21 protein-coding genes are annotated in these 23,460 nt (G+C 72.1%); 10 read left to right on the top strand and 11 right to left on the bottom strand.

From position 1 onward, the window contains the following. The 3 genes from BMW85_RS27625 to BMW85_RS27615 all read right to left on the bottom strand — a co-directional run bounded on the left by BMW85_RS27625 (position 1) and on the right by BMW85_RS27615 (position 2,884). Positions 1-798, bottom strand: a complete 798-nt coding sequence (locus tag BMW85_RS27625; protein WP_091087145.1) for an LOG family protein — start codon at positions 796-798, stop codon at positions 1-3. A gap of 197 nt (positions 799-995) precedes the next feature. After that, a complete protein-coding gene (gene dapE / locus BMW85_RS27620) occupies positions 996-2,051 on the bottom strand; it encodes a succinyl-diaminopimelate desuccinylase (RefSeq protein WP_091086935.1) in 1,056 nt (351 codons plus the stop codon). Then, positions 2,051-2,884, bottom strand: a complete 834-nt coding sequence (locus BMW85_RS27615; RefSeq protein ID WP_091086932.1) for a 2,3,4,5-tetrahydropyridine-2,6-dicarboxylate N-succinyltransferase — start codon at positions 2,882-2,884, stop codon at positions 2,051-2,053. Before BMW85_RS27615 ends, dapE begins: the two co-directional genes overlap by 1 nt. On the opposite strand from BMW85_RS27615, the gene BMW85_RS27610 reads away from it, so the two are divergent. Continuing rightward, a complete protein-coding gene (locus tag BMW85_RS27610) occupies positions 2,883-3,740 on the top strand; it encodes a hypothetical protein (RefSeq protein WP_245775105.1) in 858 nt (285 codons plus the stop codon). The two genes, BMW85_RS27615 and BMW85_RS27610, sit on opposite strands and share 2 nt — an antisense overlap. 64 nt (positions 3,741-3,804) lie before the next feature. Here BMW85_RS27610 and BMW85_RS27605 read toward each other — a convergent pair whose 3' ends face one another. The 3 genes from BMW85_RS27605 to fdxA all read right to left on the bottom strand — a co-directional run bounded on the left by BMW85_RS27605 (position 3,805) and on the right by fdxA (position 6,123). Further along, positions 3,805-4,527 carry a DUF4178 domain-containing protein gene (locus BMW85_RS27605; protein ID WP_245775104.1) on the bottom strand — a complete coding sequence of 241 codons (723 nt, stop codon included), beginning with the start codon at positions 4,525-4,527 and terminating at the stop codon, positions 3,805-3,807. A 92-nt stretch (positions 4,528-4,619) separates the two neighbouring features. Then, a complete protein-coding gene (gene dapC / locus BMW85_RS27600; protein ID WP_091086928.1) occupies positions 4,620-5,690 on the bottom strand; it encodes a succinyldiaminopimelate transaminase in 1,071 nt (356 codons plus the stop codon). Positions 5,691-5,793: 103 nt separating this feature from the next. Then, positions 5,794-6,123 (bottom strand): ferredoxin, encoded by a 330-nt coding sequence (gene fdxA, locus BMW85_RS27595; protein WP_091086926.1) that lies wholly within the window; start codon positions 6,121-6,123, stop codon positions 5,794-5,796. A gap of 106 nt (positions 6,124-6,229) precedes the next feature. Between fdxA and BMW85_RS52605 the strand changes: the two genes are divergently transcribed. From BMW85_RS52605 to BMW85_RS27555, 8 genes are all read left to right on the top strand, one after another. Beyond that, positions 6,230-6,460, top strand: coding sequence for a putative acetyltransferase (locus BMW85_RS52605; RefSeq protein WP_091086924.1), 231 nt, complete (start codon positions 6,230-6,232; stop codon positions 6,458-6,460). Positions 6,461-6,477: 17 nt separating this feature from the next. Continuing rightward, positions 6,478-7,542: an ABC transporter substrate-binding protein gene (locus tag BMW85_RS27585; protein WP_245775103.1), complete on the top strand. Its 1,065-nt coding sequence runs from the start codon at positions 6,478-6,480 to the stop codon at positions 7,540-7,542. 102 nt (positions 7,543-7,644) lie between these two features. After that, positions 7,645-8,421 carry a class I SAM-dependent methyltransferase gene (locus tag BMW85_RS27580; RefSeq protein WP_177240913.1) on the top strand — a complete coding sequence of 259 codons (777 nt, stop codon included), beginning with the start codon at positions 7,645-7,647 and terminating at the stop codon, positions 8,419-8,421. A gap of 174 nt (positions 8,422-8,595) precedes the next feature. After that, positions 8,596-10,887, top strand: a complete 2,292-nt coding sequence (locus BMW85_RS27575) for a hypothetical protein (protein ID WP_143082418.1) — start codon at positions 8,596-8,598, stop codon at positions 10,885-10,887. Positions 10,888-10,890: 3 nt separating this feature from the next. Beyond that, entirely contained in the window at positions 10,891-12,708 is a 1,818-nt protein-coding gene (locus BMW85_RS27570) for a UvrD-helicase domain-containing protein (RefSeq protein ID WP_091086916.1), read from the top strand. 47 nt (positions 12,709-12,755) lie between these two features. Beyond that, the gene (locus BMW85_RS27565) at positions 12,756-14,600 is read left to right on the top strand and encodes a sigma factor-like helix-turn-helix DNA-binding protein (RefSeq protein WP_091086915.1); all 1,845 of its coding nucleotides are present in this window, start codon (positions 12,756-12,758) and stop codon (positions 14,598-14,600) included. Positions 14,601-14,622: 22 nt separating this feature from the next. Further along, positions 14,623-15,750, top strand: coding sequence for a cysteine--tRNA ligase (locus BMW85_RS27560; protein WP_091086912.1), 1,128 nt, complete (start codon positions 14,623-14,625; stop codon positions 15,748-15,750). Positions 15,751-15,919: 169 nt separating this feature from the next. Then, positions 15,920-18,379, top strand: a complete 2,460-nt coding sequence (locus tag BMW85_RS27555) for a penicillin acylase family protein (RefSeq protein WP_245775102.1) — start codon at positions 15,920-15,922, stop codon at positions 18,377-18,379. A gap of 15 nt (positions 18,380-18,394) precedes the next feature. Here the strand turns inward: BMW85_RS27555 and BMW85_RS27550 are convergent, their stop codons facing one another. The 5 genes from BMW85_RS27550 to mshB are packed head-to-tail and all read right to left on the bottom strand — an operon-like array spanning position 18,395 to position 21,331. Then, positions 18,395-18,823, bottom strand: coding sequence for a hypothetical protein (locus tag BMW85_RS27550; protein ID WP_091086908.1), 429 nt, complete (start codon positions 18,821-18,823; stop codon positions 18,395-18,397). Between the two features lie 59 nt (positions 18,824-18,882). After that, a complete protein-coding gene (locus BMW85_RS27545) occupies positions 18,883-19,446 on the bottom strand; it encodes a dihydrofolate reductase family protein (protein ID WP_091086906.1) in 564 nt (187 codons plus the stop codon). Between the two features lie 40 nt (positions 19,447-19,486). Further along, a complete protein-coding gene (locus tag BMW85_RS27540; protein ID WP_245775101.1) occupies positions 19,487-19,981 on the bottom strand; it encodes a flavin reductase family protein in 495 nt (164 codons plus the stop codon). Between the two features lie 17 nt (positions 19,982-19,998). Continuing rightward, positions 19,999-20,415 (bottom strand): DUF6113 family protein, encoded by a 417-nt coding sequence (locus BMW85_RS27535; RefSeq protein ID WP_091086902.1) that lies wholly within the window; start codon positions 20,413-20,415, stop codon positions 19,999-20,001. A 10-nt stretch (positions 20,416-20,425) separates the two neighbouring features. Beyond that, the gene (gene mshB / locus BMW85_RS27530; protein ID WP_091087137.1) at positions 20,426-21,331 is read right to left on the bottom strand and encodes an N-acetyl-1-D-myo-inositol-2-amino-2-deoxy-alpha-D-glucopyranoside deacetylase; all 906 of its coding nucleotides are present in this window, start codon (positions 21,329-21,331) and stop codon (positions 20,426-20,428) included. Positions 21,332-21,375: 44 nt separating this feature from the next. Here mshB and BMW85_RS27525 point away from each other — a divergent pair, with 44 nt between their 5' ends. After that, positions 21,376-23,451, top strand: coding sequence for a S9 family peptidase (locus tag BMW85_RS27525; RefSeq protein ID WP_091086899.1), 2,076 nt, complete (start codon positions 21,376-21,378; stop codon positions 23,449-23,451). Positions 23,452-23,460 lie beyond the last annotated feature (9 nt).

The raw sequence follows: 23,460 nt of genomic DNA, 5'->3' as shown, positions 1-23,460 counted from the left end.
TTATTGGGGCTCGGCGGTGTGGCCCGCGGCGGCCTCGATCTCCTCCTGGCGCTGCCTGCTGCGGGCCCGGTCGGACTCCACGATGATGCGTACGGCGTCGTCGATGTCGTCGGTGACGGTGATGAGGTCGAGGTCGTGCGAAGCGATCTTGCCGGTGCCGAGCAGGCTGCTCTTGATCCAGTCGAGCAGGCCGCCCCAGAAGTCGCTGCCCACCAGCACGACGGGGAACGAGGTGACCTTGTGCGTCTGCACCAGCGTCAGCGCCTCGAACAGCTCGTCCAGGGTGCCGAAGCCGCCGGGCAGGGCGATGAAGCCGCAGGAGTACTTCACGAACATGGTCTTGCGCACGAAGAAGTAGCGGAACTCGATGCCGAGGTCCACGAAGTCGTTCATGCGCTGCTCGAACGGCAGCTCGATGCCGAGCCCGACCGAGATCGCGCCCTCCACGTCGCGTGCCCCGCGGTTGGCCGCCTCCATCACGCCGGGCCCGCCGCCGGTGATGACGGCGTAGCCGGCCTCGGCCAGCGCCTGGCCGAGCGCGCGGCCCATGACGTAGTCGGGGGAGTCGCCGGGCGTGCGGGCCGAGCCGAACACGGTCACCGCGGGCGGCAGCTCGGCGAGCTGGCCGAAGCCCTCCACGAACTCGGCCTGGATGCGCATGACCCGCCACGGGTCCATGTGCACCCAGTCGGAGGAGCCCTGGCGGGCCAGCAGCCGCTGGTCATGGGTGGAGCTGGGCACCAGGCTGCCGCGGACGACGGCCTGACCCTGACGGCGCTCCCGACGGTTCTGTTCCATGCGGATCACGCTAGCCCTTCTCCCGAGCGGTTCGCGTCCTGACGGCGAAAGCCCAGGTGGCGGGGTGGTTACGGGAATCGAAAAAAACTTGGGAGGCGGGGAACCGGATTTCGGCTCCCTCGCGTCTAACTGGCGAGGGTGCTGCTCGGGACTGAAAGTGGTCTTCCCCGCCAAATGGCCGGCGAGGAAGGCCACTTTCATTTGGTGAGCCAGTCCCGCATCGCGCGCTCGCCCTCCACGATCTTCGGCAGCGACACGTACTCGCCCTGCTGGTGCGCCAGGTTGGGATCGCCGGGACCGTAGTTCACGGCGGGGACGCCGAGCGCGGAGAAGCGGGCGACGTCCGTCCAGCCCAGCTTGGCCCGCGGCGTGCCGCCCACGGCCGCGGCGAACGCCGCCGCCACCGGATGCGTCAGCCCCGGCCGGGCCCCCGGCGCCGCGTCGGTGAAGGTCACCTCGAAGCCGTCGAACACCTCGCGTACGTGCTCCTGGGCCTGCTCGATCGTCAGGTCGGGGGCGAAGCGGTAGTTGACGGTGACCACGCACCGGTCGGGAATGACGTTGCCGGCCACGCCGCCGGTGACGCCGACCGCGTTGAGCCCTTCGTGGTACTCCAGCCCGTCGACCACCGGCCGGCGCGCCTCGTAGGCGTTGAGCCGGGCGAGCACCGGCTCGATCCCGTGGATGGCGTTGACCCCGAACCACGAGCGGGCGCTGTGGGCGCGCTTGCCGCTCACCGCGACCTCGGCGCGCAGCGTGCCCTGGCAGCCGCCCTCGATCACGCCGTCGGTCGGCTCCATCAGCACCGCGAAGTCGGCGAGCAGCCAGTCGGGGTGCTCCCTCGCGACCCGGGTGAGGCCGTTGCGCTCGGCCTCGATCTCCTCGCAGTCGTAGAAGACGTAGGTGACGTCCCTGTTGGGGGCGGGCACGGTGGCGGCCAGCCGGAGCGCGACGGCCACGCCGGCCTTCATGTCGGAGGTGCCGCACCCGTACAGCAGGTCGCCCTCGACCCGGCTCGGCAGGTTGGCGGCGACCGGGACGGTGTCGAGGTGGCCGGCGATCAGCACCCGCTCGGCGTGGCCGAGCTCGGTGCGGGCGACGACGGTCTCGCCGGAACGCTCCACCTTCAGGTGGGGCAGCGCGGCGAGCGCCCGCTCGACGGCGTCGGCCAGGGCGCGCTCGGCGCCGCTCACCGACTCGATGTCCACGATCGCGGCGGTGAGCGCGCGTACGTCCTGGGTCAGGTCCAGCATCAGGTGTTCACCCCGTGTTCCCGCAGCACCTCGTTGAGCGCCGCCTTGTCGTGCCGCTGCCCCGGCTCCAGCCGCTTGATCACCAGCACGCACGGCAGCCCGAACGTGCCTCCGGGGAACTCCCGCTGCCGCGTGCCGCTCACGGCCACGCACCAGTCGGGGATCCGGCCCCGGGCCAGCTCCTCGCCGGTCTCCACGTCTATCACGGGGATCGAGGCGGACAGGATCACCCCGGCGCCCACGACCGCGCCCCGGCCGACCCTGGCGCCCTCGACGAGCATCGCCCGGCTGCCGACGAGCGCGTCGTCCTCGACCACGACCGGCACGGCGTTGGGCGGCTCCAGCACGCCGCCGACGCCCACCCCGCCGGACAGGTGCACGTTCTTGCCGATCTGGGCGCAGGAGCCGACGGTGGCCCAGGTGTCGACCATCGTGTTCTCGTCCACGTACGCGCCGATGTTCGTGAACGACGGCATCAGCACCACCCCGGGCGCCAGGTAGGACCCCCAGCGGGCGATCGCGCCGGGCACCACGCGTACGCCCTCGAAGGAGTTCTTCAGCGGGACGCGGTCCTGGTGGTGGAAGTCGCCCACCTGTGAGCGGGCCATGCCGAGCAGCTTGAAGGCGAGCAGGATCGCCCTCCTCGCCCGCTCGTCGACCTCCAGCTCGCCGTCCACCAGCCGGGCGGTGCGGGCGACGCCGGCGTCGAGCAGGTCCACCGCGCCGATCACCAGGTGGCGGGCCTCGTCGTCCTTCGGTGACAGCTCCGCGCGGCGCTCCCAGAGCTCGTCGATGACCGGCGCTATCGGTGATGAGGTGCTCGCGTCACTCATGGGCACGGAGCTTATCCGTACGGGTAGGTTCTTCAGGGTGCGCATGCGGTTCTCCCGGGGGGTCATCACGATCGTGATCATCGTGATCGTCCTCGCCGTCGGCATCTCCGTGGGTCTCTACCACCTGCTGAAGAGGACACCCCGCCTGGCCGAGCCCGAGGCCCACTGCACCGTACGCGCTCTGGGTGGCGACATCACCCTCGATCCCGAGCAGGCGGAGATCGCCGCCACGATCGCCGCCGTCGCGGCGCGCAGGAAGCTGCCCGAGCGGGCCGTGGTCATCGCCTACGCCACCGCGATCCAGGAGTCGAAGCTCTACAACCTCGACTACGGCGACCGCGACTCCGTGGGCGTGTTCCAGCAGCGCGAGTCGCAGGGGTGGGGCACGAAGAAGCAGATCATGGACCCCGTCTACGCCACCAACAGGTTCTTCGCCGCGCTGGTCAAGGTCAGGAACTACCGGAAGATCCCGCTGGCGGAGGCGGCGCAGGCGGTGCAGCGCTCGGCGGGCGGCTACGCCTACGCGCCCCACGAGGAGCAGGCCAAGGTCCTGGCGGCGGCGTTCACGGGGCGGGTGCCGGAGTCGGTGCACTGCTGGTATCCGTCGAAGGGCCGGACCCCGGCTCCGACGCCGCGCGCCGACGAGGCGCGCAAGCAGCTTGCCCGTGCGCTCGGCAGCACGGCGATCACCTCGCGCAAGCGGGGGTGGCTGGTGGCCGCCTGGTCGGTGGCGCACGCCGAGAAGTACGGCCTGAGCAGGGTGCGCTACGCGGGCGCGTCCTGGTCGAACGATCTGGAGGCCACGGGGTGGCGCACCGGCGACGGGTCGGGCACCGCCCGGGTCGAGCTGTCCTGAACCCGCCCCTTGGCGGGGATTGCGCGCAATCCGCGGCGCATTGCGGGCGCTGCCGCAACCCGCGTCAGGAGGCGCGGCGGATGATGGAGATGGAGCCGGGCGGGAGGGGCTGGGCGTAACTGGCGGTCCAGGAGCCGCCCTGGACGCGCTCGAAGGAGAGCAGCCGCCCGTCGCCCGCGCGGTAGTCGGCGAAGTCGAGCAGGCCCCGGTCGGGGTAGTCCGTGTCGCCCTCGCTGCGGAAGGCGGCCGTGCCCCGCTCGACGGGGAAGAACTCCACGCCCTCCATGATGAGCATGTGCTTGGCGGGGACCATGCCCTGGGTGGGCACCTCGGTCCAGAGCAGCACCACCAGGTGCGGCGGGTCGCCGGCCTGCACCTCGACCGACAGCCACTGTCGTCGCCGCGCGCCGTCACGCAGCAGGAACTCGGTCCACTGCTGGCCCTGGCAGGAGACGTGCATGGCGCCGAGCACCCGCGCGGGCGAGCCCTGCACCTCGATCCGGTCGCCCACCAGGAGGGTGCGGGGGTCGGTGTAGTCGGCGCCGACCTGGCCGGTCACGTTCGGGGGCATGTTCGGGTGCACGGTGGAGGGCGCGGGGACGGGCGCGCTCACGGGCCCGCTCGTCGGGGCCGGCATCGGGCTCTCCGCGGGCGCGGTCCCGACCGCCGGCGGCGGCGTGCCCGCGCGGCCTCTCCTGTCTTGCCGCAACGTCGCCAAGAAGGCTCCGAGCAGGAGCAGGACGAGGGCGATGCTCAGCCCGAGAACGACCATGGAGGTCATGCTCATCGATCAGCTCGCTCCACTCGCGGTCTGCCTCGGCATAAGCCCTTATCGATTTATGTCGTGCCAAACCTCACGGTTTGCTCTGACGCGCGATCCTACTGGAGGCGGCGCACCGCCGCACCGATGCGTTCGTCGGTGGCGGTGACGGCGATGCGGATGTGCCGCTCACCTGCCGCTCCGTAGAACTCACCGGGCGCGACCAAAATGCCGATTTCGGAGAGCTTGCGTACCTGGTCCCAGGCGCTCTGCCCGTTGGATGCCCAGAAGTACAGTCCTGCGGTCGAATGGTCGATGTGCCAGCCGGCCTTCTCCAGCGCGGGGCGGAGCAGGGCGCGGCGGGCGGCGTAGCGCCCGCGCTGGGCGTCAGCGTGGGCGTCGTCCGCCAGCGCGGCCGTCATCGCGGCCTGGACCGGGTCGGGCATGAGCATGCCGGCGTGCTTGCGGATCTCCAGCAGCCGCTTGACCAGGACGGGGTCGCCGGTCACGAACCCGGCGCGGTAGCCCGCCAGGTTGGAACGCTTGGAGAGCGAGTGGACGGCGAGCAGCCCCTCGTGGGAGCCGCCGCAGACGTCGGGGTGGAGGATGGAGATCGGCTCCTCCTCCCAGCCGAGCTCGATGTAGCACTCGTCGGAGGCGACGACCGCGCCGCGCTCGCGCGCCCAGGCCACCACCTTGCGCAGGTGCTCGGCGGGCAGCACCCGGCCCGTCGGGTTGCCTGGCGAGTTGACCCAGACGAGGTCGACACGCTCGGGGCCGAGCGCCAGCGTGCTGTCGGAGGCCGTGCCCCGCGCCCCCGCGAGCCTCGCGCCCACGTCGTACGTGGGGTAGGCCAGCTCGGGGAAGACCACCCGGCGCGCCCCCAGGTAGGTGGGCAGCCAGGCGACGAACTCCTTGGAGCCGATCAGCGGGAGCACGTCCTGCTGATCGACCTCGACGCCGTGCCGGCGGCGCAGCCAGCCGGCCGCCGCCTCGCGCAGCGCCCTGGTGCCGTGCGTCACGGGGTAGCCCGGACTGTCGGCGGCCCCGGTCAGCGCCTGCCGGACGATCTCGGGCACGGGATCGACCGGCGTGCCGACCGAGAGGTCGACGATGCCGTCGGGATGAGCGAGCGCGCGCTCTTTGTACGGCTCCAGCCGGTCCCAAGGAAAGTCAGGCAGGTTGTTCACGGTGCTCCAGGGTGTCGCTCTGCCGTACGGCGCGTGCGCGGGCACGCCACGCGGACGGGGCGCATCCAGCCTGTGGATGCCCCCGTGCACGACGTGGGACCGCTCAGTGATCCTCGCCGCTCTGCGGCGGCAGCGCCGCCACCAGCGGGTGATCCCTGTCGATCTTGCCGACCTTCGAGGCGCCGCCCGGCGAGCCGAGCTCCTCGAAGAAGTCGACGTTGGCCTTGTAGAAGTCCTTCCACTGCTCGGGAAGGTCGTCCTCGTAGAAAATGGCCTCGACGGGGCATACAGGCTCACACGCGCCGCAGTCCACGCACTCGTCGGGGTGGATGTAAAGCATGCGCTCGCCCTCGTAGATGCAATCGACGGGGCACTCCTCGATGCACGCCTTGTCCAGGACGTCCACGCAAGGCTGCGCGATGACGTAGGTCACCTCGAGCTCCTTCTTCTCCGCACCATGGCACGACTTCTGACCGCGGTTTGCTACGCCCTAGTATTGCCATGCTTGCCAGCTGGCCGAAACGGAGGGTGGCAAACTCGTGGCCGCACGCCTCGTCATCGCGATCACAACACAGGACATAGGCGCCCGGATCACCACGCGCCGCAGGGTTCCCGGCGGGTTCCGGGACGCGGTGGGGATCCTGGAGTCCTGGGAACACGGGGTTCTGCGGGTGCGTAAAAAAGACGGCACCTTGGTGGAGATCTCCGAGGAGACGCTGGTCGCGGCCAGGGTCGTTCCCGCCGCGCCTCCTCGACCTCGGGCGCGATAGCAGTCAGTATTCGTCATGTGACCGTACGTACCTGCGCCGCCGCAGCCGCAATCCTCGCCAGCGCCGGATGCGGCGCGTCGTCCCCAGAGCCCACCTCGGCCAAGAACCTGCCGCCCGTCAACGTGCAGGCGGGCTCGCTCAAGGCGGGCTTCTCCACGATGGACCGCCTGGCCGAGGCGGCCAAGCGCGAGGGGCAGCTCAACGTCATCGCCCTGCCGCGCGAATGGGTCAACTACGGCGAGGTCATCGACGCCTTCGCCGACAAGTACGGCATCAAGGTCAACGAGCTGGAGCCCAACGCCAGCAGCAGGCGGCAGATCGACGCCGCCGCCCAGCTCAAGCCCGACGTGTTCGACCTCACGCTGGACGTGGCGGTCAAGGAGGCGGCCAGGTTCGCGCCGTACAAGGTGCAGGGCTGGCTGGACGTCCCCGACCGCGTGAAGGACCCGTCCGGCGCCTGGTACGCGGCCTACGGCGGCTACATGTCCATCGGCTACGACCCCCGCGCGGTCAAGGCCCCCACCACCTTCGCCGACCTGCTGGGCCCCGGCTACCAGGTGGCCCTCGACGGAGACCCGCTCCGCTCGGCCGCCGCCTTCGGAGGCGTGATGGCGGCCTCCATGCGCGGCGGCGTGCCGCGGCCCGACCAGGGCGTGAGCCTGTTCGCCAGGCTCAAGCAGGCCGGGCGGCTCACCGACCTGGCCAAGGCCAACACCATCGTGGCCTGGGACCACCTCAACGCCGCCCGCGGCGCCGCGCACTCCGACCGCTGGAAGGTCGTCATCCCGAAGGACGCGGCGCTCGGCGACTACCACGTGCAGGCGATCAACAAGGCCGCCCCGCATCCGGCCGCCGCCCGGCTGTGGCAGGAGTTCCTGTTCTCCGACGAGGGCCAGAACCTGCTGCAGAAGGGGTGGGCCCGGCCGGCCCGCGGCGAGGCCATGGCCATGAAGGGCACGCTCGACACCGAGCAGGCCGCCAAGCTGCCCGTGGCCCCCGGCCCGCCGATCCTGCTCACGATCCCGCAGGAGGATGCCGGGAAGGCGTACCTGCGTAAGGAATGGGCCAAGAGTGTGGGATGAGTCGGTAGTGACTTGATATGTCGTAGGGACGATCAGGCTCTAAAGTGAACAGACAGCACGGCCACGGGGGCCCGATGTCTGAGGAAAAGTGAGCTGATCGTCTTGCGATACGACACACCGAGTTTGGAGCGGTGGAACAGTCGCGCCTACGACAGCAGCTTCGGCTACGTCTCGACCCAGGGCGCGCCACTGGTCGACCTGCTGGACCCGCGGCCCGGTGAGCGCGTGCTCGACCTCGGCTGCGGCACCGGCGTGCTCACCGCGCAGATCGCCTTCCGCGGCGCCGAGGTCCTCGGCATCGACGGCTCGGCCGCGATGATCGAGAAAGCGCTGGCCCAGTACCCCGGCATCAACTTCATCGCCGGGGACGGGCACGACTTCTCCGTGGTGGACCCGTACGACGCGGTCTTCTCCAACGCGGCGCTGCACTGGATGAGCCGCGACCCCGACACCGTGATCGCCAACGTGCGCGAGGCGCTGACGCCCGGCGGGCGCTTCGTCGCCGAGATGGGCGGGGCCGGCAACTGCGCAGAGCTGACCGCCGCGATGCTGACCGCCTGGCGCGAGTACGGCCTGCGCGAGCCCGAGCTGCCCTGGTACTTTCCCTCGCCCGCGGAGTACGCCCGCCGCCTGGAGAAAGAGGGTTTCGTCGTCCGGTTGCTGGAATACTTCGACCGGCCGACCCCGCTCGACGAATGCCCTGGCGGAGCCGCCGACTGGGTGCGGATGTTCGCCTCGTCGGCCATCGCCGGGCTGCCCCCGGAGATCGTGGAGCCCCTGCTTCATCGCGTCAACGAACTGGCGGCGCCCGCGCTTCGCAGGGAGACTGGCTGGATGGCCGACTACGTGCGTCTACGCTTCGCCGCCGTACGGCGCTGATGCGTAGTGCATGATGCGTAGGGCTAATTTGCCGGACTATGGTCTGTTCCGTGGGCGGCGAGATGACGGCTGCACCGCCGCGGCGGCGTGAGGGGTGAACGGAACGGGATGAATTTCTGCCTGAGCGACCTCGTTCCACCGTTGAGGTGGAGCGACGCGTCGACGATCACGCTGTTGACCGGGCAGCCGGATCTGCCGGATGCGTGGTGGCGCACTCTGCCCGTGCCGCACGTCCTCGCCGCGATCGGCCCCGAGGCCCTGGCCGAGCTGCTCACGGAGATCGCCCTTGAGCACTGGCCGGCGGCGGCGGTGGGCGATGTGCTGCCCGCGCTGCACGTCCTCGACCCCGAGGAGGCCGACGAGCCGCCGGTCGCCATCGCGCTGGACCGTGCCGGATCGTGGACGGGGCTGCTCGCGCTGACCGGGCGGGAGCTGGCCGACCAGCCGTTCATCAGGGCGCGGCCGGTGCTGAGCACGTTGTTCGCGGCGGTGTTCACGCGGCTGGCGCAGCCGTACGCGGGCGCGGCGGGCGTTGGGTCCGCCGCCGCGGTGCCCGCTCCGCGGAGCGAGGCCGCGCCGGCCACGGCGGACGAGGCGCCGGCCCTCCTCGCGGTCCCCGCCCCGGCGGACCCGGAGCCCGCACCCGCCCAGGACGACCAGCGCCTTGCGGCCTCCGAAGCCCCGGCAGTCCCCGAGACTCCCGAGGCCCCGGAGCCGACCGACGCGACGCCCGCGGCCGAGGCGGACGCCGCGCCCGCAGAGGACGTCGCCGAGGAGGCCCCACGGCCCGAGGACGCCGCGCCGGTGGCGGAGGAGGCTCCCGTCCAGGAGCTCGCCGCCGTGGCCCCCACCGGGGAGGCGGAGCCCAGGGACGCCGACGGGGAGGAGGCGTCAGAGGGCGCCGCCCCCGCCGAGGAGCACGAAGCCGCTGCTGAGACCGCCGCCCCCGAGCCCCGGGCTGCCGAGGAGGGCGAAGCCTCCGAGGACGTCGCATCCGGCTCCGCGGAGGGCGAGCGGGCCGCGCACGCTTTCGCCGCCCTTGGGGAGGCCCCCGCGCACGCCTTCGCCGCCTCGGACGACGGCCCGGCGCACGCCTTCGCGGCCGCCGTCCCCCTGAAGGAGGAGGGCGAGCGGCCGGTGCTGGACGCGGACGCCGAGCCCGCCGCCGACGCGGGTGACGGTCCCGAGCCCACGCCCGACTCCGTCGACGAGCCCGCTCCCGAGCCCGCCGCCGCGGAGGCCGAGGCACTGGAGGCGGACGGCCCCGCGTCCGGCGCTCCCACCGAGGACGACGAGGTGGAGAGCCAGGAAGGCCGGGAGCTGCCCGAGCTCATCGAGGCCGCCTTCGCCGGCCTGGACGACAAGAGCTGGGCCGTGGCCCAGAACCGGGTCTTCACCGACGAGCCGTCGGCGGTGGACCAGCTCGCCAAGCTGTTCGCCGTCCCCCCGGCCGAGATCGCGGCCACGGAGAAGGAGTTCCGCGTCCGCCTCGGCGAGTGGCTGGACAGCGACGAGGCCGCCCCCTACCGGGCATATCTGGACGAGCTGCGCAACACGCTCGGCCCGGAGGCTCCCAGGGAGCGGGTGATCGGCGCGGCCGACTGGCACAAGGTCGAGATCCGCGCCCTGGAGGTCCCCGCCTGGCAGTTCGTGCTGGCGACCCTTCCCGGCAAGCAGGCGGTGCTGGCCGTGCCGGCCGCCGGGGCGGCCGGTGCCGGCGCCGCGGCCCCGCCGCCCCCGGTCGAGCTGCCGCCCCCTCCGTCCCCGAGGCTCGACCCGGTGCTGCACTTCGACGCGCCGCGGCAGCCGCCGATGGACATGCCGCCGCAGTCGGCGTTCGGGCCGGTGCCGCTGCCGCCGTCGCCGCCTCCTGGCCCGCCGCAGTTCCAGGCGTTCAAGCCGGTGGCGGCCCACGAGCAGAACGGCGGCTCGGGCGAGCAGAAGCCCTACCAGCCGCTCAAGGACGTCTCGCAGACCAGGCGCTGCTTCCGTCAGCCGGACGGCCGCTGGTGGTTGCGCGTGGACGTCACCGCCGAGCAGATGGCGGGCGGCGAGTGCGCGCTGCCGACGGGCTTCGCCGCCTACCTGGGGCTGTCGCCGGGCGAAACGAGGACGGTCAGGAGCGCCGCGGGCGAGCTGACCATGACCTGGCACGGCCGCCCGGTGCTGGAGTCCATCGAGCACCTGCTCGGCGACGTGGGCGCGCGCGAGGGCGGGCACCTGTTCCTCACGCTGTCGGACGAGGGCGTGCTGCGGGCCCGGCACCTGCCGGTGGCCGCCCAGGGCGCCGAGAAGATCACCAAGGCGCTGCGCCTGGTCGGCTACACCGCTCCGGGCGGCACGCGGGACCAGGCGGCGCGGGTGATCGCCACGAGGATCGGCATGACGGGCCCGGTCAGCCTGCCGGACCTGCTCACCAGGCTCCGCGAGCGCGGGGACCGCGACCTGCTCGCCCTGCTGGACTGAGCCGTGCCGCGGCTCGCGATCGGCCCTGAGTTTCCCAGGGAGCTCAGCGCACTGGCCCAGCCGGTGCGCAGGGACGCCGTGGTCGCGCTGCGCCGGTTCCTGCTCAACGTGGCCGGCGCTCCGCATCCCGAACGGGTGCGGGGCGCCAGGGACCCGCGGGTCGCCACGCTCCGGCTGGCCGACGGGCACCGGGGGGTGGTGGTGCGCCGCCGGGACGTCTACTGGCTGCGGACGGTGCTGCCGGACGCCGCGGCCTGGTCGTACGCCCGCCGCCACCGCTACACCGTCAACCCCGCGCTCGGGGTGGTCGAGGAGTGGGACGCCGAGGCCCTGGAACGTGTCGAGCCCGCCTTACGCCGCTCGGCCCGCTCGTCCGGGCTGTTCGCGCCGGTGTGCGACGGCGACCTGCTCTCGCTCGGCCTGGACGTGCACGCGCTGCCGCTGTTCCGCCTGATCACGACCGAGGCCGACGTGGCCGCGCTCGAACCGCTGCTGCCGCCCACCCAGCACCTGCCGCTCGCGGTGCTGGCCAGGGGCGGCTCGCTGGCGGAGGCGTGGCGCGAGCTGGACTCCTGGCGGGCGGCCGACGATCCGGGGCCGATCGATCCCGACGACCTCTACGCGGCCCTGCGCCGCACTCCCGACCAGGCGGCGTTCGCGCCGGACAAGGTGGCGCTGGACCGGGTGCTGGGCGCGCCGGGGTGGTGCACGTTCCTGCATCCGGCGCAGCACCGGCTGGCCAAGGCTCCCCGCTACGACCATCCGGTGCTGGTCGTCGGCGGGGCGGGCACCGGCAAGACCGTGGTGGCCCTGCACCGCGCCGCCTACCTCGCCGCGCACGGCAGCGGCCCCGTCCTGCTGGTCACGTTCTCGCAGGGGCTGGCCGAGGAGCTGTCCGCGCGTCTCGACACGCTCGTCGAGGACGAGCTCGTACGCAAACGGATCGAGGTGGACAACCCGGAGCGGCTGGCGCTGCGCATCGTGGCCGACGCCGAGGGCCGCCGTCCCGCGCTGGTGGGGCCGGGGGCGCGGACCCTCGCCCAGCTCACGGACGAGGCGCTGCGGCTGATGTCGTTGTCCACCGGCGACCTGCTGGACGACGTGGAGCCGGGGCGCAAGCCGTACCGGCACGTGGTGGTGGACGAGGCGCAGGACGTCAGCCCGGCGCAGTGGCGGCTGCTGCGGGCGGTCGCGCCGCACGCGCCCGACGACCTGTTCGTCGTGGGCGATCCGCACCAGCGGGTCACCGACACACGGGTGGCGCTCGGCGCGGTGGGGATCCCGGCCGAGCAGCACACGCTGAGGACGAGCTACCGGCTGCCGCAGGAGCTGTTGTCGTTCGTGGTGCGGCTGCGCGGCGGGGGTCTCGCGACGGGGCTGGCGAGGGGCGCGACCGACATGTACGGCTACCGCGCCACCCACAACGGCGAACGGCCGCGCGTGCGGGCGTACGAGTCGGCCGAGGCGGAGCTGGCCGGCCTGCGCGCCACGGTCGAGTCGTGGCTGGCCGACGGGGTGCCGCCGGGCGAGATCGCGGTCGGGGCGCGTACGACGCGGCTGGTGGGGCAGGCCAGGAAGGCGCTGGAGGGCCTGGACGTGCGGGCCGCGACCTTCCGGAATCTGAAGGGGCTGGAGTTCGAGCGGGTGGCGCTGGTCGGCGTGGCGGAGGGCGTGGTGCCCGAGCCGCCGCCCGAGGATCCCGGCGCGCGGGCGAGGATTCTGCAGCGCGAACGGAGCATACTGTTCGTCGCCTGCACCCGGGCCCGTGCCATGCTCTATATCTCCCATTACGGAAGAGGCAGCCCCTTTTTACCACTCTGATCACATAGTCTGAACTGCGGATACTTCCCATTGCCGGTTGGACCTCAATGAACCTCAGCCTGAGCGACCTCGCGCCACCCGTGCGCTGGACCTCCCCTGGGCAGGTCGCACCTGTCCTGGAGGAGCCACAGCTGCCCGAGGCCTGGTGGCAGGCGCTCCCCCTCGACCGTGCCTGCGCCGTCGTCGGCACGCAGACCGTGGCCGGCCACCTGGCCGACCTCGCCGTGGCCTTCTGGGGGCACCTGCAGCTGGGCGACATCCTGCCGCTGCTGCGCTTCTCCGACCCCGCCGAGGCCGAGCGGACGCCGGAGACGCTGGGCAAGGACGTGGCGCAGAAGTTGTTCGCCGGCGTGTTCGAGCGGCTGCTCGAACCCGTCCCCGAGGCGGCCCCGGCTCCCGCCCGGCCGGACCGGCCGCTCCCCGAGGTGATCGACGAGCTGTTCGCCGCGCTGGACGACCGGCAGCGCGCCATCGCCCGCGACCGCCTGTACGCCGCGCAGCGCGCCACGCTGGACGAGCTGGCGCAGCGGTTCTCGGTGACGCGCGAGCGCATCAGGCAGATCGAGCGCGACCTGCGCGACCACGTCGAGAACTGGCTGACCGGCCAGGACGCCGCGCCGCTCGTGGCCCACGTGTCATGGCTGCGCGGCCGGCTCGGCTCCGCGGCGCCCGCCGACGACCTCCAGGCCACCGTGCCCTGGCACCGCACCGAGCTGCGCTCCCTGGGCATCCCCGCCTGGCGGTTCGTCCGCACGCTGCTGACCGGCTACGAGCAGTCCGACGGCTGGCTGGTCGCGGGCGGGGCCGACGAGCTGCGCGAGAAGACCCGTCAGCTCTTCGCCGACGGCCCGCGCCCGATCGCCGAGGCCGTGGGCATGGTGTCCGGCCTAGGCGTGCGCGAGGACATCGCCGAGCGGTGGATCCAGGACGTGCCGCACCTGCGCGTGCTGGGTCAGCACGTGGTGCCGTGGCCGCGCAGCATCAACGAGAAGGCCGAGGCGGTGCTCGCGGTGGCCGGCACGCCGCTGTCGCCCGAGGAGATCCAGGAGCGCATCGGCGAGGACTACAGCCTGGTCGGCATCCGCAACCAGCTCACCGCCGACGACCGCTTCCTGCGGGTCGACCGCAACAAGTACGGTCTGACCCGCTGGGGCGGCGACGAGTACCTCGGCATCAGGGAGATGATCGCCCGCGAGATCGAGCGGGCCGGCGGCGAGGCGTCGGTCTCCACGATCGTGACGAACCTGACCTCCCGCTACGACGTCAGCGAGAGCTCGGTGCGCGCCTACTCCGGCGGTCCCGGGTTCGAGCGGACGCAGCGGGGCTGGATCCGGGTGGCGGGCACCTCGCCGAGCGGGGAGTCCGAGCCTTACCAGCCGCGCAAGGACGTCTCGCTGACCCGGCGCAGCTTCCGCTCCCGCGACGGGCGCTGGTGGCACCGGGTGGACGTCAACGCCGAGCACCTGCGCGGGTCGGGCTCGCCGCTGCCGACGGGGTTCGCGGCCTACCTGGGGATGGCGCCCGGCGGGCAGCTCACGGCCTCGGCGACGTCCGGCGACGTGGTGATCAGCTGGCACAACCAGCCCACCATGGGGTCGATCCGCAACGTGCTGTCGGAGTACAAAGCGAGCGAGGGCGACCACGTCTTCCTGACCGTCTCCGACGGCGGCGAGCTGCTGACCCGCTACCTGCCGGCCGCGCCGGTCGGGATGCCGCCCGTCAACCGGGCCCTCTACCTGCTCGGCTACACCGCTCCGGTCAGCTCGGAGATGGAGGGCCTGCGGCTCGTCGGGGCCAGGATCGGGCTGCCGGACACCGCGGCGCGCGAGGAGATCCTGGGGCGGCTGCGCGAGCGCGGCGACCGCGACATCCTCGGTTTCCTGGGCGGATGACGCCCCGGCTAGGCTCGGGAGAATGCTGCGGATCCACGACACGCGCGCCGGCCAGGTCGTCCCGGTCCAGTTCGGCAGGCTGGTGCGGATCTACACCTGCGGGCCTGCCGTCCATAGGCGGGCCCACCTCGGCGACCTGCGCACGCACGTGCTGTCCGACCTGGTGAGGCGGATCCTGGAGCGGCGGCGGGCGCGCGTGCTGGCCTGCCGGAACATCACCGACGTCGGCCACCTCAACGACTCCGAAGGCGACCACGAGGACGCCTTCCGCGCCGACGCCACCGCGCTCAACCTCCGGCCGCCGGAGCACACGCCGCGGGCGAGCGAGAACGTCGAGCCCATGATCGAGCTGGTCGCGAAGCTGGTCGAGCGCGGCCACGCCTACACGGCGCCGGACGGCTCGGTCTTCTTCGACGTACGCACGTTCCCGGCCTACGGCGAGCTCTCCGGCGACCGGCCGGAGGCGCCGCGGCCCGCCGACTGGGCCCTGTGGGAGCCCGGTGACGGCGAGCTGAGCTGGGACTCTCCCTGGGGGCGCGGGGTCCCCGGCCGGCACGTCGCGTGCTCGGCCCTGTCGCTGCGTTTCCTCGGCCCGGCCGTCGATCTGCACCTCGGCGACATCGAGCGGTGCTTCCCCCATGACGAGGCCGAGCGGGCGCAGTCCGACGCGGCGACCGGGCACGAGGTGGTGCGGCACTGGGTGCACGGTGAGCGGCTGCTGTTCGACGGGCGCGCCGGGTCCGACGTGGTGCTGCTCTCGGACGTGACGGCCGCCGGGCTCGACCCGCTGGCGGTGCGGATGGCGTTCCTGGAGCACCACTACCGCCGGCGGCTCGACCTCACCTGGGACACCCTGCGGGCGGCCGACCGCACGCTGCGGCGCTGGCGCTCGCGGGTCGCCGAGTGGGCCGAGTCGCCCAGCGCGCCGATGGCGGCCGGGCACGTGGAGCGGGTGGAGTCGGCGCTCGGCGACGACCTCGACACCCCGGCGGCGCTGCGCGTGCTGGGCGAGCTCGAACGCGACGGGTCGGTGCCTCCCGGGGCGAAGCTGGAGGCTTTCCTGCACGTCGACCAGGTGCTGGGGCTCGACCTGCCGATCGACATCGGCAAGGCGCCCACGCTGCCGGCGGGCGGCCAAACCTGGGCGTGAACCGGCAGACCCTGCCAATCCACTGCGAAGGTGAACGAAGACGGACGAACACGTCCGGAGTAGTGATCAAGGGCTGCCAGACTTAGTGCCAGTTCCGGGAAGTTGGAGGTGTCGGTCGGTGAGGCCCTATGCGTGGTTGCCGCGGCCGTTGCGGTGGTTCGCTCGGGTGGTGACCGTTCTTCTGGTGCTGGCGCTGGTGCTGGCCGGTGTGCTCGTCTTCATCGTGCGGCAGTCGTTCCCGCAGGTGGACGGGTCGGTGCGGCTCTCGGGGCTGTCCGGCAGCGTGGAGATTTATCGCGATAAATCAGGAATCCCGCACATTTACGCTTCCAGCCCGGACGACCTCTTCATGGCACAGGGCTACGTCCACGCCCAGGACCGCTTCTACGAGATGGACTTCCGCCGTCACATGACCGCCGGACGCCTGTCGGAGCTCTACGGCAAGTCCACCCTGGACACCGACAAGGCCCTGCGGACCATGGGCTGGCGGCGCGTCGCCGAGCAGGAGCTGCCCCTGCTGTCCGAGGACACCCGCGAGTATCTGGACGCGTACGCCAAGGGCGTCAACGCCTGGCTCAGCGCCAACCCGAACGCCTCCGACCGCAGCCTCGAATACTCCATTCTGAAGATCCAGAACGGCGACTACCACCCCGAGCCGTGGGGCCCCGTCGACTCCCTCGCCTGGCTCAAGGCCATGGCTTGGGACCTGCGCTCCAACATGGAGGACGAGATCGACCGGGCGCTGATCGCCGCGAAGCTGCCCCGCGACCGCGTCGAGCAGCTCTACCCCGGCTACCCGTTCGAGCGGCACTCCCCCATCGTCACCACCGGCGCCATCGACCGCGAGCGCTTCGACCAGGAGGCCGAGCCGCGCCTGCGCCTCGGCACCGGCGCCGTCTTCCAGTCGGCGGCCCGGACCCTCGACGCCGTGCCGAGCACCATGGGCACCGCCGACCGCGAGGGCATCGGCTCCAACTCGTGGGTGATCTCCGGCGCGCACACCAAGAGCGGCAAGCCGCTGCTCGCCAACGACCCGCACCTGTCGCCGCAGCTCCCGTCCGTCTGGTACCAGGCGGGGCTGCACTGCCGGCAGGTGAGCCCGGAGTGCCCGTACGACGTGACCGGCTTCACCTTCTCCGGCGTGCCCGGCGTGATCATCGGTCACAACGCCAAGATCTCCTGGGGCTTCACGAACCTGGGGCCCGACGTCGCCGACCTGTTCCTGGAGAAGGTGGACGGCGAGACGTACCTGTACCGGGGCGAGCGGCGCAGACTGGAGACCCGCAAGGAGCAGATCAAGGTCGCCGGCGGTTCCACCGTCACGATCACCGTGCGCAGCACCGTGCACGGCCCGCTGATCAACGAGGTCATGCCTGACGCCAAGCCCACCGACGAGGCGAACGCGGTCGCGCTCCAGTGGACGGCGCTGACGCCCGGCCACACCGCCAGCGCCATCTTCGCGCTGAACAAGGCGGGCGACTGGGCGCAGTTCCGCTCGGCGGCCTCGCTGTTCGAGGTGCCCGCCCAGAACCTCGTGTACGCCGACACCTCCGGCAAGATCGGCTACCAGGCGCCCGGCCGCATCCCCGTACGCGCGAAGGGCGACGGCAGGTGGCCGGTGCCCGGCTGGACCGGCGAGTACGACTGGCAGCCCGGCCCGATCCCCTTCGAACAGCTCCCGTCCGTCGAGGACCCCGCCGAAGGCTTCGTGGTGACCGCCAACAACGCGGTCATCGACCCCTCACGCTACAAGCCGCTGCTGACCGAGGACTGGGCCTACGGCTACCGCTCCGAGCGCATCCGCGCCCTCGTCGAGGAGGCCGTCGGCAAGGGCAAGGTGGACGCCGACACCATGTCCGCCATCCAGGCCGACACCCGCAACAACTTCGCCGCGACCCTGGTGCCCGTGCTCGCGAAGGTGGACCTGGCCGGCCCCGCCAAGCAGGCCAGGGAGCTGCTGACGTCGTGGGACGGCTCGCAGGGGCTCGACTCGGCGCCGGCCGCGTACTTCAACGCCGTGTGGCGGCAGGTGCTCGCCCTGACCTTCCACGACGAGCTGCCGGAGCAGGCGAGGCCCGCGGGCGGCGACCGCTGGTACGAGGTCGTCAGGCGGCTGCTCGACGCCCCCGACGACCCCTTCTGGGACGACGTCACCACCAAGAACGTCACCGAGCGGCGGGACGACGTGCTGCGGCAGGCGATGGCGTCGGCTTACCAGGAGCTGGCCGACCGGTTCGGCGAGAAGATCTCCGACTGGCGGTGGGGCGACCTGCACCAGCTCGACCTGGTCAACGGCTCACTCGGCACGTCCGGCATCGCGCCCGTGGAGGCGCTGTTCAACCGCGGGCCGATCGCGGTGCCGGGCGGCAAGGACGCGGTGAACGCGACCGGATGGAACACCCAGAAGGGCTACGCGGTGACCGCGGTGCCGTCGATGCGGATGGTGGTGGACCTGTCCGACCTGGACAAGTCCCAGTGGATCAACCTGACGGGCGCGTCGGGGCACGCCTTCCACGAGAACTACTGGGACCAGGCCGAGATCTGGGCCGGGGGCGGGCTGCTGCCGATGCGTTCCAGCCCCGACGCCGTACGCAAGGCGGCCGAGCACACGCTGAAGCTGAGTCCCTGACCTGACCGCCCGGAGTCATCCTCCGGCCCCGCCGTGCCGCCGCCGCCAGCGCGGCGGCACGCGGGGATATCCGCCGTCCTCCAGGTCGGCCAGCCGCTCGAAGACGTTGTACGTCGCCTGGTGCCCGCAGACCACCACCGAGGTCAGCATGGCGAGCAGGTAGAGGGGCAGCATGGGCAGCCCGACGCACCAGGCCCACTGCGTGGCGTGCCGCCCCTCGTGCAGGATGAGCCGCTCGTCGAGCGAGTCACGCCTGGTCAGGACCACGTTCCCGACGGTGAAGGCGCCCGCGACGGGGAAGCGGTAGCGGTAGCCACAGGCGAGGATGAGCCCGTCGGGGCCGGGTCGGCGGGTGGCGCCGCCGACGACCGAGATCAGCAGGCCGAACGGCGTGGCGAGGTTGACGTAGTTGGCCGCCCGCCGGACCCGATAGCGCCTTTCCATGAGACCCCTCCCACCGCCGATGATGCCGTGTTCACGGCGGTGGTCAAGGGCAGGACGGGTCAGCGGTGCCGGCGGTACCGCAGCTCCAGGATCCCGTTGTCGGAGGTGGCGCTGGAGACCAGGTCGAGCCGGTAGGAGCTGGGGTCGCCGTCGAACAGCCGGGTGCCCTCGCCCGCGACGTAGGGGAACACGCTCAGCCGGAGCTCGTCGATCAGGTCGAGCCGCATGAGCGAGCGCCAGAGGCGGACGCCGCCCCAGACCAGGATGTGGCCGTCGCCGCCCTGCCTGAGCCTGTCGACCTCTTCCTTCGTGTCGCCGGCGGCGATGGTGGTGTTGGCCCAGTCGGCCGTCTTCAGCGTCCTGGAGAAGACGACCTTGCGGGCGGGGTTCAGGATGCCGGCGAACGGGTGGTCGGTGGCGGTCGTCATGGCCTTGGAGATGGACTCGTAGGAGGTGCGGCCCATGACGTGCGTGTGGGTGCTCCGGAGGAAGTCGAGGTAGGCCGGGTCGTCGGGCCGGTCGTTCTCCGGCAGGCCGAAGCAGAACTTCCAGAAGTCGGTGCCCTCGTCGGCGAGCAGGCCGTCGAGGGAGTAGTTGAACACTGTCGCGATCAGTTTCCGCATGTGTTTGAGACCCCGGCGCCGCCGGGAAGTCATCGGCGCGCTAGAGACTTTTGTAGCGGCCTTCGTGGTAGAGCAGCGGCGGCCCGTCCGACGGCATCCCCAGGGACGTCACCTCGCCCACCACGATCGAGTGGTCACCGGCGTCGTGCACCGCGCTCGTGGCGACCTCCAGCGTGGCGATGGCCCCGTCGAACAGCGCCACCCCGGAGTCCCCCCGGCGGTGCGGCCACCGCACCAGTTGCCCGTCCACGGGCCGGCCGCGATGGGCGAAGAAGCGCGAGGCGTCCTCCATGTCGGCGGGCAGCACCGACACCCCCCACACCCCCGCCTCCAGCACCGCGCCGTGGAACCTGGCCACCTTCTCGGCGCAGAACAGCACGAGGAGCGGATCGAGCGAGACGGACGTGAACGAGTTGACGGTCATGGCGTGATCGAGGTCGCCGACCCTGGTGGTCACGATCGCGACCCCGGTGGCGAAGCGGCCGACGACCTTGCGGTAGGTGTCCGGGTCCACGTGCCGCTCTGTCGAATGCACGAAGTTACTTTATGCCCCTAAGTCTGGTTCTTTGCTGGGTACCCTCTCAAAAGCCACGAACCCCTGCTAGACGATGGCGAAAGCAGATAAGCCACCACAAGTGCCACCAGACACCCGTACAGGTAGACATATCCCGGCAATCCGCTGGCGATGACCAGATCACCCGACGCCAGCTGCACCGTGAACGGCATCGTCACCAGCAGCCACCCGGCCCCGGGCACCGCCGCCGCCAGCCGCGCCCGCAGCAGCCTGCCCGCCCCCAGACACACCAGGAACAACATCAGCACCCACACCACGGCCGCCCCCGGCAGCGGACCGACCGGCCACAGGGGATGCGTGAACCCGCCCACGACCCCCATGACGACCCCCAGCACGAACAGCATGCCGTACGCCGCTCCACCCAGGGCCGACTCGGCCTGGCTGCGATGCTCCATGCCGCTGAGGTTAGTGGATGCCCGCGAAGAGATCGTTCTCGCGGTTGTGCGGCTCACCCAGCCCGCCCGCCTCGATCGGCGGCCCCGGCACCGGCCGGCCCGGCACGCCGGCCGCCAGCACGAAGTGCTCGACGCCCAGCACCTCCTGCCCGATGTTGTTCGACAGCGCGAACCACGGCTCGCGGACGGTGATCTGGGTGACGTGCGCCCGCATCGCCGCGATCTTGTGCCCGAGCCACGGCCGGGCGTCGATCTCGGTGGTGACGTCCTCGTCGCGGTTGCCGAAGGGCATGTCCTCGACGTCCTCCAGCAGGAACCCGGTGCCGGCCTCGTGCAGCGCCTCCGCCGTGCGCCGCATCACGGACCTCGGCAGGGCGGTGTGGTAGAACTTCGCGATCTGCCACGGCTCGCCGTCGCCGAAGCCCGGCTTCGCGGCCAGCTCGACCGCCCTGCGCGCCACCCGGTGTGCCTGGATGTGGTCGGGATGGCCGTAGAAGCCGTTGGCGTCGTAGGTGACCAGGACCTGGGGGCGTACCTCGCGGATGACCTTGACCAGCTCGCCCGCCGCCTCGTCGAGGTCGGCGCGCCAGAACGCCCTCGGGTGGTCGTTGGTGGCCGCGCCCATCATGCCCGAGTCGCGCCAGCGGCCCGGCCCGCCGAGGAAGCGGTGGTCCTCGACGCCGAGCGCCGCGCAGGCCGCGGCGAGCTCGCCGACCCGGTAAGGGCCCAGCCGGTCCTCCCCGTCGGCGGACAGGTGCGCGAGCTCGGCGGGGATGACCTCGCCCTCCTCGCCCAGCGTGCAGGTGACCAGCGTGACGTGGGCGCCCTCGGCCGCGTACTTGGCCATGGTGGCGCCGGTGCCGATCGACTCGTCGTCCGGGTGGGCGTGCACGAGCAGCAGGCGTCGATCCGTCATGGTCACGAGCGTAACAAGGGCGCGTTCCTGGCAGGATTGGCCCCATGAGTGAGAGCTTCCCGCGTCTGTCTGCCAGGACCCGCCGGTTCACCCTCGGGGTGCCCAGGGGCTTCACCATCTCCCCCGAAGGCGGCCGGGTGGTCTTCCTGCGCACCCGCACCGGCACCGACTCGGTGACCTGCCTGTGGGAGCTCAACACCGCCACCCACGTCGAGCGGCTGGTCGTCGATCCGCGGCTGCTCCACGGCGACGAGGAGGAGAACCTCCCGCCGGAGGAGCGGGCGAGGCGCGAGCGCAGCCGGGAGGCGGCGGGCGGCATCGTGGCCTACGCCACCGACTCGATGGTGGCACGGGCCTCCTTCGCGCTGTCCGGCGGCCTCTACGTCGTCGAGCTGGCCACCGGTGAGACCCGCCGGCTGGAGACGCCGGGCGCGGTCATCGACCCCCGGTTGTCGCCCGACGGGCGGCACGTCGCCTATGTCACCGGCGGCGCACTCCACGTCCAGGACCTCGTCTCGGGCGAGGACCGCGCGCTCGCCACCCCGGAGTCGGAGACGGTGACGTACGGGCTGGCCGAGTTCATCGCCGCCGAGGAGATGGACCGGCTGCGCGGCTACTGGTGGGCGCCGTCGAGCGACGCGCTCCTGGTCGAGCGGGCCGACGAGGCGCCGGTGCGGATCTGGCACATCGCCGACCCGGCCAACCCCGACCGCACCCCGGTGGCCCACCGCTATCCGGCGGCCGGCACGCCCAACGCCGGCACCGAGCTCTACGTGCTCGGGCTCGACGGGTCGCGGGTCGCGGTGCCGTACGACGAGGAATACCTCACCACGGCCGCCTGGGACGCCCACGCGCTGTCCATCGTGACCCTGACCCGCGACCAGAAGACCATGCGGCTGTTCACGGTCGACCCGGCCACCGGGGCCGCCACGCTCGTGCGCGAGGACACCGACCCGGCCTGGGTCGACATCGTGACCGGCGTGCCCGCGCACCTCGACGACGGCTCCCTCGTCTGGGTGGCCAGCGGAGAGGGCGGCCACCGCCTGCACGTCGGCGACCGCGTGGTGACGCCGCCGACGCTCCAGGTGCGGGCGGTGCTGGACGTCGACCACGACAGCGTGCTGTTCAGCGCGAGCGGCGACCCGACCGAGATCCAGCTCTGGACCTGGGACGGGCACTCGCTGCTGCCGGTCTCGACCAGGTCCGGGGTGTTCTCGGGGCGGATGGCCGGCGGGGTCGGCGTGCTCGCCGAGCAGAGCCTCGACGCCGAGGGCGTGTCGGTGACGGTGGTGCGGCGCGACGGCATGGCGGTGCCGATCCCGTCCTACGCCGAGCGTCCCGGCCTCGACCTGCGGGTGTCCATCGGGCGTTCCGGGCGGCGCGAGCTGGCCACCGCCGTGGTGCTGCCCTCCTGGCACGAGCAGGGCTCGGGCAAGCTGCCCGTGCTCATGGACCCGTACGGCGGGCCGCACGCGCAGCGGGTGCTCAACCGGCGGGGCGCGTTCCTGGAGAGCCAGTGGTTCGCCGAGCAGGGCTTCGCCGTGGTCGTGGCCGACGGCCGCGGCACGCCGGGGCGGGGCACGGCGTTCGAGCGGGCGGTGCTCAACGATCTCGCCACCCCGGCCCTGGAGGACCAGGTCGACGCGCTGCAGGGCGTGGCCGAGCAGTACGGCGACGACCTCGACCTGTCGCGGGTGGCCATCCGGGGCTGGTCGTTCGGCGGTTTCCTGGCCGCGCTGGCGGTGCTTCGGCGGCCGGACGTCTTCCACGCGGCCGTGGCCGGGGCGCCGGTGATCGACTGGCGGCTGTACGACACCTGCTACACCGAGCGTTACCTGGGCCACCCGGACGAGCAGCCCGAGGTGTACGAGAACTCCTCGCTCCTCGCGGACGCCGCCAAGCTGGAGCGCCCGCTCATGATCATTCACGGGCTCGCGGACGACAACGTGGTGGCGGCCCACTCTCTGCGCCTGTCGTCGGCGCTGCTGGCCGCCGGCCGCCCGCACACGGTGCTGCCGTTGTCGGGCGTCACGCACATGACGCCGCAGGAAGTGGTGGCGGAGAACCTGCTGCTGCTCCAGGTGGACTTCCTGAAGAAGTCGCTGGGCATCGCCACCTGACCTCCTGGG

The sequence above is a fragment of the Nonomuraea wenchangensis genome (genome assembly GCF_900111685.1).
GTDB classification, from domain to species: domain Bacteria; phylum Actinomycetota; class Actinomycetes; order Streptosporangiales; family Streptosporangiaceae; genus Nonomuraea; species Nonomuraea wenchangensis.
The sequence above is the reverse complement of the archived record's forward strand: the minus strand, read 5'-3'. Positions and strand labels throughout refer to the sequence as shown.

Excerpts from the sequence above, each read along its gene's own strand:
- BMW85_RS27545 (WP_091086906.1), bottom strand. The coding sequence starts at position 19,446 with ATGCGGAAACTGATCGCGACAGTGTTCAACTACTCCCTCGACGGCCTG.
- BMW85_RS27605 (WP_245775104.1), bottom strand. The coding sequence starts at position 4,527 with ATGAGCATGACCTCCATGGTCGTTCTCGGGCTGAGCATCGCCCTCGTC.
- BMW85_RS27535 (WP_091086902.1), bottom strand. The coding sequence starts at position 20,415 with ATGGAGCATCGCAGCCAGGCCGAGTCGGCCCTGGGTGGAGCGGCGTAC.
- BMW85_RS27615 (WP_091086932.1), bottom strand. The coding sequence starts at position 2,884 with ATGAGTGACGCGAGCACCTCATCACCGATAGCGCCGGTCATCGACGAG.
- BMW85_RS27550 (WP_091086908.1), bottom strand. The coding sequence starts at position 18,823 with ATGGAAAGGCGCTATCGGGTCCGGCGGGCGGCCAACTACGTCAACCTC.
- BMW85_RS27525 (WP_091086899.1), top strand. The coding sequence starts at position 21,376 with ATGAGTGAGAGCTTCCCGCGTCTGTCTGCCAGGACCCGCCGGTTCACC.
- BMW85_RS27560 (WP_091086912.1), top strand. The coding sequence starts at position 14,623 with ATGCTGCGGATCCACGACACGCGCGCCGGCCAGGTCGTCCCGGTCCAG.
- BMW85_RS27625 (WP_091087145.1), bottom strand. The coding sequence starts at position 798 with ATGGAACAGAACCGTCGGGAGCGCCGTCAGGGTCAGGCCGTCGTCCGC.
- BMW85_RS27565 (WP_091086915.1), top strand. The coding sequence starts at position 12,756 with ATGAACCTCAGCCTGAGCGACCTCGCGCCACCCGTGCGCTGGACCTCC.
- BMW85_RS27610 (WP_245775105.1), top strand. The coding sequence starts at position 2,883 with ATGGGCACGGAGCTTATCCGTACGGGTAGGTTCTTCAGGGTGCGCATG.
- dapE (WP_091086935.1), bottom strand. The coding sequence starts at position 2,051 with ATGCTGGACCTGACCCAGGACGTACGCGCGCTCACCGCCGCGATCGTG.
- mshB (WP_091087137.1), bottom strand. The coding sequence starts at position 21,331 with ATGACGGATCGACGCCTGCTGCTCGTGCACGCCCACCCGGACGACGAG.